Source organism: Rhodococcus sp. KRD162 (assembly GCF_017168335.1).
GTDB lineage: Bacteria > Actinomycetota > Actinomycetes > Mycobacteriales > Mycobacteriaceae > Rhodococcoides.
Genome location: NZ_JABFAU010000007.1, coordinates 271059 through 286158 on the forward strand (window position 1 = coordinate 271059; position 15100 = coordinate 286158).

At 62.7% G+C, this 15100-nt stretch carries 13 protein-coding genes and 1 tRNA gene; 12 read left to right on the plus strand and 2 right to left on the minus strand.

The features are described from left to right. Window positions 1-5 precede the first annotated feature (5 nt). Window positions 6-78: transfer RNA gene (locus J1M87_RS12965), tRNA-Ala, on the plus strand. 179 nt (window positions 79-257) lie between these two features. On the opposite strand, the gene J1M87_RS12970 is transcribed toward J1M87_RS12965, so the two are convergent. Continuing rightward, on the minus strand, window positions 258-602 hold the full coding sequence (locus tag J1M87_RS12970) for an Lsr2 family protein (protein WP_206489944.1): 345 nt from the start codon (window positions 600-602) through the stop codon (window positions 258-260). Between the two features lie 742 nt (window positions 603-1344). Between J1M87_RS12970 and J1M87_RS12975 the strand changes: the two genes are divergently transcribed. The 5 genes from J1M87_RS12975 to J1M87_RS12995 all read left to right on the plus strand — a co-directional run bounded on the left by J1M87_RS12975 (window position 1345) and on the right by J1M87_RS12995 (window position 7701). Continuing rightward, window positions 1345-3027, plus strand: a complete 1683-nt coding sequence (locus J1M87_RS12975) for a Mu transposase C-terminal domain-containing protein (protein ID WP_241256829.1) — start codon at window positions 1345-1347, stop codon at window positions 3025-3027. A 64-nt stretch (window positions 3028-3091) separates the two neighbouring features. Next, window positions 3092-3997 carry a TniB family NTP-binding protein gene (locus tag J1M87_RS12980; RefSeq protein WP_206489945.1) on the plus strand — a complete coding sequence of 302 codons (906 nt, stop codon included), beginning with the start codon at window positions 3092-3094 and terminating at the stop codon, window positions 3995-3997. Continuing rightward, window positions 3994-5232, plus strand: coding sequence for a TniQ family protein (locus tag J1M87_RS12985; RefSeq protein ID WP_241256830.1), 1239 nt, complete (start codon window positions 3994-3996; stop codon window positions 5230-5232). The genes J1M87_RS12980 and J1M87_RS12985 overlap by 4 nt, the downstream gene beginning before the upstream one ends. A gap of 190 nt (window positions 5233-5422) precedes the next feature. Further along, on the plus strand, window positions 5423-6589 hold the full coding sequence (locus J1M87_RS12990; protein ID WP_032364181.1) for a site-specific integrase: 1167 nt from the start codon (window positions 5423-5425) through the stop codon (window positions 6587-6589). 368 nt (window positions 6590-6957) lie between these two features. Next, window positions 6958-7701: a recombinase gene (locus tag J1M87_RS12995; RefSeq protein WP_230591063.1), complete on the plus strand. Its 744-nt coding sequence runs from the start codon at window positions 6958-6960 to the stop codon at window positions 7699-7701. Between the two features lie 137 nt (window positions 7702-7838). Here the strand turns inward: J1M87_RS12995 and J1M87_RS13000 are convergent, their stop codons facing one another. Beyond that, complete coding sequence (locus J1M87_RS13000; protein WP_052047647.1) at window positions 7839-8867, minus strand: AraC family transcriptional regulator; 1029 nt, start codon at window positions 8865-8867, stop codon at window positions 7839-7841. Between the two features lie 109 nt (window positions 8868-8976). On the opposite strand from J1M87_RS13000, the gene J1M87_RS13005 reads away from it, so the two are divergent. The 6 genes from J1M87_RS13005 to J1M87_RS13030 all read left to right on the plus strand — a co-directional run bounded on the left by J1M87_RS13005 (window position 8977) and on the right by J1M87_RS13030 (window position 15069). Next, window positions 8977-9297, plus strand: coding sequence for a 2Fe-2S iron-sulfur cluster-binding protein (locus tag J1M87_RS13005; protein ID WP_206489947.1), 321 nt, complete (start codon window positions 8977-8979; stop codon window positions 9295-9297). Window positions 9298-9321: 24 nt separating this feature from the next. Further along, complete coding sequence (locus J1M87_RS13010) at window positions 9322-10710, plus strand: cytochrome P450 (RefSeq protein WP_032364182.1); 1389 nt, start codon at window positions 9322-9324, stop codon at window positions 10708-10710. Further along, window positions 10707-11915, plus strand: a complete 1209-nt coding sequence (locus J1M87_RS13015; protein ID WP_032370840.1) for an NAD(P)/FAD-dependent oxidoreductase — start codon at window positions 10707-10709, stop codon at window positions 11913-11915. Before J1M87_RS13010 ends, J1M87_RS13015 begins: the two co-directional genes overlap by 4 nt. Before the next feature lie 69 nt (window positions 11916-11984). Next, a complete protein-coding gene (locus J1M87_RS13020) occupies window positions 11985-12725 on the plus strand; it encodes a transglutaminase family protein (RefSeq protein WP_032370982.1) in 741 nt (246 codons plus the stop codon). Between the two features lie 396 nt (window positions 12726-13121). Continuing rightward, on the plus strand, window positions 13122-13958 hold the full coding sequence (locus J1M87_RS13025) for an SDR family oxidoreductase (protein WP_032364247.1): 837 nt from the start codon (window positions 13122-13124) through the stop codon (window positions 13956-13958). A gap of 46 nt (window positions 13959-14004) precedes the next feature. Beyond that, a complete protein-coding gene (locus J1M87_RS13030) occupies window positions 14005-15069 on the plus strand; it encodes a BtrH N-terminal domain-containing protein (protein ID WP_032382558.1) in 1065 nt (354 codons plus the stop codon). Window positions 15070-15100: the final 31 nt, after the last annotated feature.

Genomic DNA, 15100 nt, shown 5'->3' on the forward strand with positions numbered 1-15100 from the left:
AACTCGGGGCTATGGCGCAGCTGGTAGCGCACCACACTGGCAGTGTGGGGGTCAGGGGTTCGAGTCCCCTTAGCTCCACCGATGTAAGAGCTCCACCGATGTAAGAGCTCCACCGATGTTCAAGCTCCACCGATGTACTGGCTCGACCGAATTGATCTGCGTGGTCGACCATCCGTGGAAGTCACGAAAAAAAGCGCCGCTCTCGAGCGGCGCTTTTTTCGTTGTAGCGTCAGTGTCTACGCGTCGGTGTCTACGCGTCAGTGCGCCGCGTCGAAAGCCTGCTCCACCTCTGCGGGGATTCGCCCGCGCGCGGAAATGGTGTGGCCGTTCGCCTTCGCCCATTCTCTGATGGCCTTGGTCTGATTCGCGTCGCGCTTTGCGCCGGCCGCCGAGGCACCCGACTTCTTCGTCCGCTTTCCTCCGAGCTTGGTGGAGTGTTCGATGTAATAGTCGAGCTTGCGGTGAAACTCCTTGGCGTTCTTGTCGCTCAGGTCGATTTCGTAGCTGACTCCGTTGACCGAATAGGTTATGTGTTCGCCACCGGATTCGATCGGTTTTTCGTCGATGTCGTCGACTAGTTGCACATAGACTTTTCTGGCCATGCTGAAACTCTCCAATGATGCAGGGAATGATGCGGGGATGTCCAGATCGAACGGACCCGACTATACGGCCCGACAAAGTGTTTATCCATGCAGGCCGGGGGATTGTTACTCGATTCGCAGAATTGCCGCGGAATCGGATCGATCGTTCACCGAATCCGGAGAGTTGTGCGCGAGTAGCAATCGACGCGTCGGGATACTTGTCTTTTCTCGAATGGACGGACGAACTGACCGGTTTGCATTTCTTTTGCCGTCCTGACGCTGGTTCGTTTTCGATGGGATTACCGACGCTGTTCGGCAACGAACCGGTTACGAAACGCAGTCGTTTCGCTAACGAAAGATGGACCGCTGCGTTCGATCTGCAATCTCTGGTTCACTTGAGGCGCAAGTGTCTGCTGTGACGTCTGATGTCCCGTGAGTTCGGTGACACGTCCGATCAGTGGCATACGAGGGTCGAGAGGGGAGTAGCGCCCGCCAGCGTCACGGGGTGCCAAAGGACTGTATGAAATCAGCACGAATTTCCAGGTCTGCAACGACAGCACTGATGTGTGCCGGAATTCTCGGCGCGGGCATCCTGGTATCCGCACCGGCCGGGGCGGCACCCGCCACGGATAGTCTGTCAGTTTCAGAAGTGGGCGTCATAAATTCCTGGGTTTTCACCTCAGATTGCAGTCGTCTTCTGACATTCTGAGTGCAGGAGTGGGCTTCACAATCGGTCACCTGGGTTGGGTGTTCGGAGGCTGCGATGGATGCGGACAAGTTCGACGTCGTAGAGGCGGGTGTGCTGACCGCGTCGGCCGAGCAGTGGGAGCAGGCACGGTCGCGGTTTGCGGTGCTCAGCGGGCTGTTGGATCGAGGCTCGATCGGTGCCGCAGCGGTCGAGGATGCAGCAGAACAGTTGGGGGTCTCGGCCCGGCGTGTGTACGTGCTGTTGTCCCGGCTCCGGAATGGGGAAGGGGTGGTTACCGATCTGCTGGTCTCCGTGCCCGCAGGCGGACGTGGACGCTCCCGTGTGCCGGTCGAGGTGGAAGACGTGATCACCGAGCACATCAACCGTGAATTCCTGGCTCGCCAAAAGCTCAGTGTCGCTGCACTGCATCGGCGTATCGCGCTGGCCTGTCACCGCGCCGGACTCCCGACCCCAGCCCGCAACACAGTCAATGCCCGGATCGCAGCAATGCACCCAGGCCGTGTCGCACGCTCACGTGGCGGACCGGACGCCGCCAGGTCGCGGCAATCCGCGGGCGATGTCCCGCCGCCGGTGACGGCCGTTCTCCAGCAAGTCCAGATCGATCACACTGTGGTTGATCTGATGATCGTCGACGAATACGACCGGGCGCCGATCGGACGTCCTTACCTCACGATTGCCATCGATGTCTTCAGCCGCTGCGTACCAGGCTTCGTGGTGACACTCGATCCTCCGTCCGCAGTGTCGGTCGGGCTATGTCTGGGCCGGGTGTGCTCGGACAAAAGCGTATGGATCGACTCTCTGGGCCTCGGTGCGGATGTGCGATGGCCGATGGCAGGAAAGCCGCACCGCCTGTACGTCGACAACGCTTCCGAGTTCAAAAGTGAAGCGCTCCAGCGTGGTTGCGAGCAACACAGTATCGACCTCGGCTACCGCCCACCCGGCAGGCCGCATTACGGCGGGATCGTCGAACGCATCATCGGCACCGTCATGACCCAGGTTCACGAGCTCCCCGGCACGACGTTCTCGAACCCGACGCAGCGGGGCAGCTACGACTCGGATAGTAAGGCGGCGTTGACGTTACGAGAACTGGAACGCTGGCTGATCCTGGCGGTCGCGGCGTATCACGCAGAGGTGCACACCAGCCTCCGCCAGAGTCCGGCTGCGCAGTGGATCAGCAACACCGCCGCCGACAGTGCTCGGCCGACGTCGACGGTAGTGGACGAGACCGCATTCCTGGTGGACTTCCTTCCCGTCATCCGCCGTCGCCTGACCCGGACGGGGTTCGTCATCGACCACATCCAGTACTTCTCGAACGCTCTGAAACCGTGGATCGCCAGGCGAGAGAAGTTGGGTCAGTTCGTGATCCGGCGTGATCCACGAGATCTGAGCAGGGTGTGGGTCCTGGACCCCGACAGCGGCGGCGGGTATGTCGAGGTGCCGTACCGGACGATGTCACATCCGGCGGTGACATCGTGGGAACACCGGGCAGCGGTGGTGCGTCTTCGAGAGCAAGGCCGAGCAACTATCGATGAACACGCTCTGTTCGCGATGATCGAGAAGATGCGAGAGATCGCTACATCGGCGCAGAAGGACACCAGACGGGCTCGACGTAACCGCAGTCGTCGTGCGCACCTGAGCAGCGTCGTGACATCACCGAACGCGATGGGCCCGCCCGAGCTCCGCCCAGGCACCGACGACGTGTCGGTTCCGATCTTCGACGACATCGAAGAATGGTGAAACGGTGAACAACGACCCCCGAATCACTCCCGCAGGCGACGGCGACGACCGCAGCTGCCAGGACATCGACCCCGGTAGTGCGGATCTGACCCACCTGCGAAGTTCGGTCAGATCGATAGCGGGTCTTCCTGCAGCGCAACGCATCAGGCACATTCGTACGGAACGGTGGATCGGGTATCCGCGTGCACGGTCGGTGATCGAGCACCTCGAGACGTTGCTGGTCTGGCCAGATCGGCAACGAATGCCGAACCTGCTACTGATCGGACCGACGAACAACGGCAAGTCGATGATCATCGAGAAGTTCCGGCGTGCGCACCCCGCTGTCAGCTTGCCCGACCGTGAGCACATACCGGTGTTGTGTATGCAGATGCCCCCTGACCCGGCACCCATACGGTTCTACCTCGCGATGCTCGCTGCCCTCGGAACGCCGACCCGGCCACGGAGCCGCGTTCACGAACTCGAACAGCAAGCAGTCACGCTGCTGCGAGCAACCGGGGTTCGGATGCTGATCATCGACGAGCTCCACAATGTTCTCGCCGGCCGCGACAACGTGCGCCGAGAATTTCTGAACCTGTTGAGGTTTCTGGGCAACGAACTACGGATCCCTCTCGTCGGAGTCGGTACCCGAGAGGCGTACCTCGCGATCCGCAGTGATGCACAGTTGGAAAACCGTTTTCACCCCATGACTCTGCCGATCTGGACCAACGACACCGACACCCGCTCCCTGCTGGCGAGCTTCACCGCCAGCTTCCCGTTGCGTGCGCCCTCTCACCTGACATCGACGGAGATGACCGATTACCTCCTCACCCGGTGTGAGGGCACCATCGGCGAACTGGCCACGCTGTTGACCGCGGCCGCGGTGACTGCGTTAGAGGTCGGAGAGGAATCGATCACCTCACAGGTGTTGACCCAGACCGCCTACTCCGGGCCCACCGAACGCCGCCGCCACTTCGAACGGCACCTGGCATGACACCAGCCGATGCCCCTGCAGCGCACACGGCGCTCGACCACAGCGCGCATCCGCGGTGGCCACTGCACCCGCAACCACTACCTGGTGAGACTCTGACGTCGTGGCTGGCCCGGACCAGCGAACAGTATTCGTCGATCACCGCCGCGGACCTTCTCGACGGGCTCGGCCTCGAGACTTCGGGCGTGGACCCGGACCGCTACACACCCGAGCCGGTCCTGGACGCCCTCGCCCAGAAAGGTATCTGTACGGCGGAACGGTTGCGTGAGATGACGTTGGCGGGGTGCACGCCCTGGCTCCTCGACAGCACTGACCCCGCCGAATGCGACTTCGACACCTACGTCCACCAGTTCTCTGTCCTACTACCGGCGGGTCTGGCGATGGCAGATCGACGTCGACGCACACCGCCCGCCGGCACGTGGCTTCCCTGGGTGAGCACGCTCGATACGCGGGCATGCCCCCTGTGCATCGACGCCCTCGACACCGACGCCGACATCGCGGTCATGATGGCTCATCAGTACCCGATGCTGACCAGCTGCACGAAGCACCTCTGCCGGTTGGAATTCTGCGCTGTGATACCCGGGAGACTGGTCTTCTGGGACAGAACACCGCCCGGCTCGGACGAACACGCACCACCGATACCGGTACCGACAGTCGTTGCAGAAATAGACCGGCGCACCGCCGCCGCGTTGACGAGCGGGTCCGTCGAGCTCGGCGCGGGCCGCGTGCATGCCGCAGTGTGGTTCAGGCTGCTGCGCACCGTCGTCGACGAGGTATCGACACCGCTGGTTCGCACTGGATGGTGGGCGAAGCCACTGAGCGCGATCTGGAAGTCCACCGGCCATTCTCGCCCGCTGCGGACATCGTGGGTTCCGTTCGAGCAACTGCGGTGGGACGAGCAGTCGACAGTCATGCTCGCTGCCTCCACCGCGATCATCGCGGTGGAGAACGACGAGATAGCCGCGAGCGGTACTGATGCCTGCTTGCTGCGGCCGCGACGGTACGAGCCGGTCGGTCCGGGGACCCCTCCGACGAGGTCTCGCAGTCCGGTACCCGCCCGCAGCGCGTGGGACGGTGTGATTGCGGCGATCGATGCCGCTGTCGCCGCAGCCCGCGTCGACAGCGACGCCGCTCGATCTCTGTTCGGATTCGCTCGAACGGGGTGCCGCACCGAAGACGACGTCGATGAGCTGGCCTATGCCTTCGTCGAGCTCGGTATCCGACTGGACTGGGACTGAAGCGCGCATGATCACGCCACGGTTCTCTGCGCTCGCTCCTACGGGGGAGTCGATCGCCTCTTGTAGTCACCCACGATTTGTGTGCGGTGACCGACGAGAATTTTCCTTCCCGCACCGTCTTCGTCTAAATCCCTGCTCAGCGCGTTTCAACTCGAAAGAGCTGTCGGGGGTGCTCGCTACAGTCCCTGTCATGGCAGATCGGCAGCTAGGTGAGGTCCTGGACACGGATTCAGTCGTCCCGGTGAGGAGTGCGGAGGTGTTTCCGGACCTGTCGGGCGAGGTCGCCGCTCGGATCGAACGGTCGATGGCGTCGGCACGGTCCGGTGCTACCCGCCGCGCCTACGATTCGGCGTGGCGACGCTTCGAGACCTGGTGCACCGTCGCCGGGCACCACGCGTTGCCGGCGCATCCCGCTACGGTGGCGGCCTATCTCGTTGCGGCTGCCGACACGCTCACCGTCGACGGGACGCGGGCGTATGCGCCGTCGACGTTCGGCAAATGGATCGCGGCGGTCGCGGACCGCCACCGCGCTACCGGCTACGACAACCCGTGCGGGCACGAGATGGTGCGCGCCACTCTCTCGGGTATTCGGCGGGATTACGCGTCTGCGGGGGAGCGGCCCCGTAACCCGCGCGCACCGCTGCTGACCTCCGACATCACTACGATCGTCGATTACGCGCGTCGAGGTGGGGCCGGGTGGGCGTCGGAGGTCCTCGAACGCCGCGACACTGCGCTGCTCCTGATGGGCTACACCGGCGCATTCCGCCGCAGCGAACTCGTAGCGCTCGAATGCCGCGATGTCCACCGCGACCGCCTCGACGGCGCGCACGTACGTATCCGCAAATCGAAGACCGACCAGGACGGCACCGGAACCGTGAAAGCACTCCCGTTCACCGACCGCCACGAGTCATGTCCGGTCTGCGCGTGGGTGCGATGGCTGCAGATCGTCGCAGCGTTCGACACCGGCGGCAGAGTTGCTGTCATCCGAATACTTTCCCGCGCAGTGGAATTCGACTCCCATATCTGCCGCGGCACCCTTCCTGTAGTCGAGAAACGGTCCCCTCTGTTTCGGTCCGTCCGCAAGAACGGCAACCTCTCCGACACAGCCCTGTCCGGAGCCGCGGTGCACGCGGCGATCCGCCGCCGCGCTACTCGAGCTGGATACGGCCCCGACACCGTCGCCCAGCTCGGCGGGCATTCCCTCCGTTCCGGCTTCGTCACGCAGGCCTTCCGCAACGGTGCCGACGCGCATGCGATCATGCGCCAAACCGGGCACACCACACCCGCAATGGTCGAAACATACGCTCACGAGAATGCGCCACTGGTCGGCAACGCCGTCACCGAGCTCGGCCTATGACCAGGCACCCGACCGAACCAGTGAGCGGCGACGGGACGACAGGGGTAGATGCTGACCACGACGACCGCCCTTGTCCGATACGTGCATCGGACATCACGAACACGTCGATACCGAGGCGGGATCGGCACACGTGGTCACTGTTCGAGGACTGGTGCACCGCCCATGGCGAACCCCCATTGGCGGCCTCTCCTGAGTCACTTGCTCGGTTCCTGTATGCGCACCCCGCCGCGCCGACGACCCAACGCCGCCGGATCGCGGTGATCGACTCCGCTCATCATCGGCATCTATTACCTCCTCCAGGGCGCGCTGAGACCGTCCGGGCTGCGCTGGATGGGGCCCGCACGTCGCGCCTGCAGGAGGTGGCAGCCGTGATCGGCGGAATCATCGCCCGACTCCCCGAATACGGTTGGCCGTCAGCGTTGTTCGCGCGCAGAGACGCGCTGATCCTCACGCTCGCTACGACAGGTCTGCCGTACACGCAGATCGCGGCCCTGCGGGCATGCGATGTCACCGCCGATGCGGGTCTCGACGCCCTTCGCATCGAGACAGGCCGCGGCGTTCATACCCTCACCTCCCTCGCGCTGGCGGGGACGGGCATTTCTCCGCGCACGGTGTACCAGCGCTGGTGTGAGGTGCTCGGCCATCAGGCCCGGTATCCGAGCACCCGAATGCTCGCCGACGCTTTCGATGCCGTGGACGGCACCGGGCTCGGCGGATACGACCGGTATTTCGACCCGGCCGGTCAACATCCGCTGTCGACTGCGATCGACCGGTGGGGCCACACCCCGTTGGCTGCGACCCCGCTGACCGCCCGTGCGGTAGCGGGCATCGTGCGAATGCACTGGGACGGAAGGGCACCCACCCACCTGCAGCCCACTGCGCGGTCACAACATCCGGAGCAGATCGCGGCACCGGATCCAGTACCGCGGGTTCTACTCGACCCCGGCTACTACGAACGCGGAACGCTTGCGCGTAGACACGCCCACGGTCTTCTCGACGACGTGGACTCTGTCCTGGCCGATGTCGAAACCCGCGCGGACAGCCTGTTGGAAGCTCTCGTCGACTTTCTCGAATCGGAGACCGCACGCGTGCCGGCCGACACCGTCGAGTGACTAGTGGTTGGTACTCGGGTTTGCACACACTCTTCTTCTCACGGCAGGGAGGCGGTGACGTCTCAGAAATCTCCGAGATGAAGATCGATCAGGCCGCGAACGAACGAGGCATCGATCTCGACCCCGTTCTGCGGGGTCTACGTCGAATCCGGGTCGTCTGAGAGTCGGGGATTTCGGAAATCTTTCGGAGAGCGTCCGGTCCAGCGTTTGAAGGCGTGAGAGAAGTTGGCGAGGTCGCTGTATCCGAGTTCGGTAGCGATCTCGCTGACCGAAACCGATCGGTCGAGGAGCCGTAGCATCGCGCGCTCGTACAGCAGCGAGTGGCGCACCTTGCTATAGGTGGTTCCTTCTTCGGCAAGCCGCCGTTTCAACGTGCTACTCGACATCGACAATGCTTGTGCAACATCATGGTTGGTTCGCTGTCCGAGGTCCTTTTCCAACTGTTGCCTCACCTTCTCGGCGGATGACATGGACCCACTCCGCTGGGCGAGTGTTCGCTGCAGATCAGCGATAGCGAGACGATATGCGAGGGGGTCCGAGAAGCGACAAGCCTTGTTGAGGGTCTCCTCGGGTACGTGGACGAAGGAAATCGGAGCGTCGAAGAACCGGCGATTCGCCCCCGGACCTTCGTCGTGGCTCACCTCGGCCGGCTCCGGCCAGCTCAGATGGAGTGTCACCGGCGATATGTCACCGGCGAGCATGTCCAGCAGTCGTAGTAACGCCGACCCACCGTAGGTGATGACCAAGCAGTCCAGTGCGGAATCGCCTGTGTGCGCAGTGAGCCCGACGATCAGACCGTAGTCGCCGGTGTGGAACTGCGACTTCAACGCCGTGGAGATCAATGGTAGGTATGTCAGGAGATCGACGATCTCGGCGACCGAACCAGCGCTGATCAAAGGTGAACTCAGAGGCCCGAACGATGTCAACTGGGCCTGCTCGGCAAACGCAAATCCGAGTCGAGTGGCCTGGGCGATATCGAGTTCGGGATAGACCTCCCGAAACCACCGTATCGGTGCCTGAACGTCATGCTGAATGAGCGTCGCTTCACTGGTTCCTTCGCGGTGCATGATCACACGAAGCCGCGCGGCGGCGTCAGGGTCGAGTGCGCGGCGTTCGAGCAACTGAACGAACGCAAGCGGTGGCACGCCCTCGTCGCTCAGCTTCACGGTGACCCCTTTGACCCGAATTCACAAGTTTATGACTCCACCGAACATAGCCGTCACCCGCGTTTGCGACGACACTTTCGTCAATCACGCCGGAAAACGAGGAGTTGACATGGCAGCTGTAATTTTCGTCGCCCACGATGGTGAGAAGCACGAGGCGGCTCTGGTCGAAGGTCGCTCGCTGATGCAGATTGCAACCGACAATGCTGTGCCGGGGATCGATGGAGACTGTGGGGGCGAAACGGCCTGTGGCACCTGCCATGTGATCGTCGACCCGCAGTGGTCAACAGAGGTGGGTCTGTCCGGCGCCGACGAGGAGGAGATGCTGGCGATGAACCCCGAGCGTGAACCCACGTCTCGGTTGTCGTGCCAGATGGTGGCCTCGGAAGCGTGGGATGGCCTGATCGTTCGAACACCTGAATTCCAATTGTGATGTGCGAAAGGCAGGCACGACAGCATGAAAGTTTCTGAGTCGATCGCCGACAAGGTCCAGTCGACCATCCCGATAGGGCTGCAGATCCAGGGCGCTCATTTGTACGACAAGACCCGACGGTGGGTGACTGGCACGAATGGCAAGAAGATCTTCGTCGAAAGTCCCATCCCACCGGTCGAGGATGTCGAGCTCGCCGACATCGACCTCAGTAACCCCTTTCTTTACAGACAAGGGCGGTGGCAGTCGTACTTCGAGCGCGTGCGGAACGAGGCACCGGTGCACTACCAACCCAATAGTCCGTTCGGCCCGTTCTGGTCGGTCACGCGCCATGCCGATATCGTGGCCGTCGACAAGAATCACGCTGTGTTCTCGGCCGAACCGTTCATCGTCATCGGCGTTCCGCCCCGGTTTCTCGATATCGAGATGTTCATCGCGATGGACCCACCACACCACGACAAGCAGCGCGCTGCCGTCCAGGGGGTTGTCGCACCGAAGAACCTCCGGGAGATGGAGGGACTGATCCGATCGCGCGTACGGGAGGTATTGGACGACCTCCCCTTGAACGAGCCGTTCGACTGGGTGCAGAATGTCTCGATCGAGTTGACAGCTCGGATGCTCGCAACTCTTCTGGATTTCCCCTACGAACAACGCCGCAAACTCGTCTACTGGTCCGATTTGGCAACCTCGATGGAGCAAGCCAACGGTGGGCCCTCGGACAACGACGAGGTGTTCGAAGGCATGCGTGACATGGCCCGTGGCCTCAGCGCTCTCTGGCATGACAAAGCAGCCAGGAGGTCTGCAGGGGAAGAGTCCGGTTTCGATCTGATCACCATGTTGCAGAGCAACGAGGACACCAAGGATCTGATCGATCGTCCGATGGAATTTCTGGGCAACCTCGTCCTGCTGATCGTCGGTGGCAACGACACCACGCGAAACTCGATGAGCGGTGGCGTTCTTGCGTTGAACCAATTCCCCGACCAGTTCGAGAAATTGAAGGCCAATCCCGATTTGATCCCCAACATGAACTCGGAAATCATCCGATGGCAAACACCCTTGGCGTACATGCGCCGAATCGCCAAAGCCGACACCGTTCTGAACGGACAATTCATCCGCAAGGGTGACAAATTGGTGATGTGGTATGCCTCGGGTAACCGCGACGAACGCGTTTTCGAGAATCCTGATGATTTCATCATCGATCGTGCCAATGCGCGCAATCACATCGCGTTCGGATTCGGTGTGCACCGGTGTATGGGCAATCGGCTGGCCGAAATGCAGCTGCGGATTCTGTGGGAGGAGTTGCTTCCCCGCTTCGAGAACATCGAGGTCGTCGGCGACCCCGAGTATGTTCAGTCGAATTTCGTGCGGGGCATCAGCAAGATGATGGTGCGCCTGACGCCTACTTCCAGCGTATGACATCGCAACGGGCGATCATCGTCGGCGCAAGCCATGCTGGGGCACAACTGGCAGCTAGTTTGCGCCAAGAAGGTTGGACAGGCGACATCGTCCTCATCGGTAACGAGTCTGCCGCTCCCTATCAACGCCCCCCGCTGTCGAAGGCATACCTGGCGGGCAAATGCGTACTCGACGATATCGCCATTCGCAGCACGGACTTCTACTCCAAGCAAGGTATTCAGCTCCTGAACGCGCAGGTGGAGACCATCGTTCGGTCGGAAGGCAACGTCGTTCTCGACACCGGGGAGAAGCTGGCCTACGACAAGCTCGCGCTGTGCACGGGAGCCCGCCCTCGTCGGCTCACCGTTCCCGGGGCCGATCTCCACGGGGTCTACTACCTGCGCACCGCAGCGGACGTCGAGAGGATCCGTATGGCCACCGGCCCTGGCCAGCGGGTGGTGATCGTCGGAGGCGGCTACATCGGACTCGAGACAGCGGCATCGCTGCGCGCACTGGGCGTACAGGTCACAGTCCTCGAGGCAACTGGGCGTGTGCTCGAGCGGGTCACTGCTCCCGAGGTATCGACGTTCTTCGAGCGGATACATCGCGAACAGGGAGTCGACATCAGAACGAACGCGATGGTTCAGGGCCTGTCCGGTGACCGTGAGGTTCGTGAAATCACCTTGGCCAGCGGAGAATCGATCCCCGCAGATCTGGTCATCGTCGGTGTCGGCGTCGAGCCGAACACCGACCTCGCCGCCGATGCGGGTCTTGTCATCGACAACGGCATCGTGATCGACGATCACACTCGGACCAACGACCCCGACATCATGGCGGCGGGGGACTGCGCGAGCCACGACATGGCCCGTTACGGCCGTCGACTACGGTTGGAGTCCGTCTCGAGCGCAGGAGAGCAGGCCAAAGTCGCTGCGTCGACCGCCTGCGGGAAGTCCAGAAAAATCGAAGCGTTGCCGTGGTTCTGGTCGGATCAGTATCACTTCAAGCTGCAGATCGCCGGCCTCAACACTGGATACGACGAAGTGGTTCTCAGCGGTGACCCCACCCGCGACAGTGATTTCAGTTGCTTCTATCTCCAGGCCGGTGAGCTCATTGCCGCCGACTGCATAGGTCGCCCGCGCGAGTTCATGTACAGCAAACGGGTGATCGCCCAGCGACTCCCCGTCCAACGCGAAGACCTGATGCTCGGCGGACTCGCGCGCAACTGACCGATCCTTCGGTCGTTGTGCACACAACAGCAACCGGTTTGCTCAGAGAAGGGAACATCAGCGATGACCATGACAGACCGCCCGCCCGGAGCACATACTACGCAGCCACCACACGCATACCTGGGAGCAACGGACTTCCTCGACATCGAGCACGAATCCGTGCGGGCGTTCACCGCCGCGGCAATCGGAGATGCGAGCAGCGACCGTGACAAGGCCAGACGCCTCTTCGCCGCCGTCCGCGACCGAATCTGGTACGACCCATACACCGTGTCGGACGATCCGGCCCACTATCGAGCGAGCTTCGTCCTCGAGGCCGGGCGCGCTTACTGCGTCCCGAAGGCGGTGCTGTTGACCGCAGTGTGCCGGGCGGCGGGTATCCCAGCACTGCTCGGCTTCGCCGACGTCCGAAATCACCTGCAGACCGAGACGTTGCGCACGCTGATGGGCGGCACCGACCTGTTCGTCTACCACGGCTACAGTCGCCTCTACATCGAGGGCCGGTGGTTGAAGGCCACGCCGGCATTCAATGTCGAGTTGTGCGCTCGTTTCGGCGTGCCGCCAGTGGAATTCGACGGCGATCGCGATGCTCTCATGCATGCCTTCACCGCAGACGGAGCCCAGCACATGGAGTATGTCCGCGAGCGAGGAGTCTTCGACGACCTACCCTTGAACGCGATCTTGACGGTGCTTCGGCACGCCTACGGCCCCACGATCTTCACGGGCGCTCACCCACTCGATGATGTTTTCACCGGCCGCACCCGGCCGGACGAAACTCCCGGGGATCGAAACCTTCCGCGGGAGTCTCGATGAACACAAGCGGTGAGAACATACGCGCCGAACCCCGTATCGCGGCCGACTGCCGATCGGTCGGAGCTCTCTCCGCGAACAATCGCGATCGTGAACACTCGGACCGCCTCGGACACCTTCGAATCGGGTGAGCCGATACCTGCTGGCAGAGCTGTGCCACATGACTGTCTCGTCGCCGCGGCCGTGGTAAGGCCGACACCGGAAGTTGCACCGAACAGACGAGACTCGCTCTGCCGCTGGAATTGCGGCTGCGGGCGATGAACGACCGATCCGAACGCCTCCCCGGGCACGAGACGACGCGCGATACCCATATCCCTCTCCCGTGTGCGCAGCCGCTACCGCGAGAGCGGGCCGACAGGCGTCTACCGATGTCTCTCATCTATGCAAGGAGCGCAGCAGATGACAAACAACGCACCTCACACCCCCGCCAGGACCGTGGCGATCACAGGTGGAGCTCGCGGCATCGGCTATCAGACAGCGAAGGAGTTGATTCGACGAGGCCACCGGGTCGCCATCGGCGACATCGACGAGGCACGTGCGAAGGAGGCCGCCGCCGAACTCGGGGTGAAGGTCGTCACCCGACTCGACGTCACCGAACCTGACTCGTTCACAACGTTTCTGGACCTGGTCGAACGTGAACTCGGACCCCTCGACATCCTGATCAACAACGCGGGCATCATGCCTACCGGCCACGCCCACGAAGAGGACGATGCAGTAACCCGGCGTCAAGTCGAGATCAACGTCCTGGGTGTCATCTTCGGGACCAAACTGGCTCTTCAGCGCATGCTGCCGCGCCGCACCGGACACATCATCAACACTGCGTCATTGGCCGGCGAGCTCGCGGTACCTGGTTTGGCGACCTACTGCGCTACCAAGTTCGCAGTCATCGGATTCACAGAGGCCGCACGACTGGAGTACCGCAAGTCAGGGGTTCGACTGTCCACAGTCCGCCCGACGTTCACCAACACCGAACTCGTCGCCGGAACCGCCGGCGCAAAGGGATTACGCAACGCCGAGCCGGAGGAAATCGCCCGCGCGACAGCAGATCTGATCGAGAATCCACGCCCCTTCGTCCGCGTCACCCGTCTCGCAGGCGCAATGGTCGCGGCGGTGAAATTCGTCCCCCGGCGGCTGGCGACCGGACTGGGTGCGGCCCTGAACACAGATTCGGTGTTCCTCGCGGACGTCGACATGACTGCTCGCCGAACGTATCTCGACAGAATCCAGAACAGCTGAGCATGCCGACACGCGCGCTCGACCAACCACCCGAAAGGCAGCCACAGTGACCCCCACGACTCTGATCGAGAACTATCCCCACCGGATGGGAGGGCACTGCGGGTCAGGTGCAATGCGAGACCTTCTCCAGTGGCACGGTCTGGGATGGGACGGACCACCCGACGAGGGGTTGGTGTTCGCACTGGGTGGTGATCTCGGTTTGTCCTACCTGCGATCGGACGACCTGGTCCCACCGATGTACCTGGTCGGCCGCGGTGCCGACTTCGAGATCGACTTACCGCGCAGGCTCGGCGGACAAGTCGAGGTTCTCACGACCGACGATCCCGGTGAGGGATGGTCATGGGTTCGCGACGACATCGATGCGGGAAGACCCAGTCTGGTCTGGGCCGATATCGCTGAGCTGCCCTACTTACGGGTGAAACTGCAGATGAGTCGCCACGACATCGTGGTGATCGGCTACGACGAGATCGGGGGGACTGCCTCGGTCGTCGACAACGATCGGGCCGACGTGCAGAAGATCCCGCTCGACGCGCTGGCTCGGGCGCGATCTTCCACCTCGTTCCCGCAACCGACACGTCACTGCACGTACCGAATCACGTGGCCGCAGACACTGCCGCCCGTGTCGACTGCCGCGGCCGCGGCCTTCGCCCGATCCGCCGCCAGCATGCACGCCCCATCGACACCGGGAATAGCCGACCACATACCAGCAGCCGGTGCCGACGGTTTGGCCGCGGTCGACCAGCTGGCAACCGACGTCAAGAGCTGGGTCGACCTTCCGCCCGATGACCTCGAGACGCTGCTGTTCAGTCTCGGTATCTTCATCGAAAAGGCCGGAACCGGAGGCGGGCTCTTTCGTCGGCTTCTCGCCGACGGCTGTACCGAGATTGCACGTCTGACCGGTGATCCCGCTACCGCAGACCTCGCGGTGGCCGCCGATCACTGCGCCCAGGCCTGGACCGAAACTGCCCGCGCCGGAACACAACGCGGTCTCGATGTACGAACACGCGCAGCTGCGGTGGCCGTGTCGGCTGCCAGACTGTCGGAACTCGAGCTGATCCTGGTGGAGTCCCTGGAGTCTGCTTCACGCTCGCTGTCCGCCATCACGAGATGATGCCCACCGTCGTTCGATGGCGCGCGGTACA

Coding starts and splice junctions, on each gene's coding strand:
- J1M87_RS12970 (WP_206489944.1), bottom strand. CDS start 602: ATGGCCAGAAAAGTCTATGTGCAACTAGTCGACGACATCGACGAAAAA.
- J1M87_RS12975 (WP_241256829.1), top strand. CDS start 1,345: ATGGATGCGGACAAGTTCGACGTCGTAGAGGCGGGTGTGCTGACCGCG.
- J1M87_RS12985 (WP_241256830.1), top strand. CDS start 3,994: ATGACACCAGCCGATGCCCCTGCAGCGCACACGGCGCTCGACCACAGC.
- J1M87_RS12990 (WP_032364181.1), top strand. CDS start 5,423: ATGGCAGATCGGCAGCTAGGTGAGGTCCTGGACACGGATTCAGTCGTC.
- J1M87_RS13005 (WP_206489947.1), top strand. CDS start 8,977: ATGGCAGCTGTAATTTTCGTCGCCCACGATGGTGAGAAGCACGAGGCG.
- J1M87_RS13010 (WP_032364182.1), top strand. CDS start 9,322: ATGAAAGTTTCTGAGTCGATCGCCGACAAGGTCCAGTCGACCATCCCG.
- J1M87_RS13015 (WP_032370840.1), top strand. CDS start 10,707: ATGACATCGCAACGGGCGATCATCGTCGGCGCAAGCCATGCTGGGGCA.
- J1M87_RS13020 (WP_032370982.1), top strand. CDS start 11,985: ATGACAGACCGCCCGCCCGGAGCACATACTACGCAGCCACCACACGCA.
- J1M87_RS13025 (WP_032364247.1), top strand. CDS start 13,122: ATGACAAACAACGCACCTCACACCCCCGCCAGGACCGTGGCGATCACA.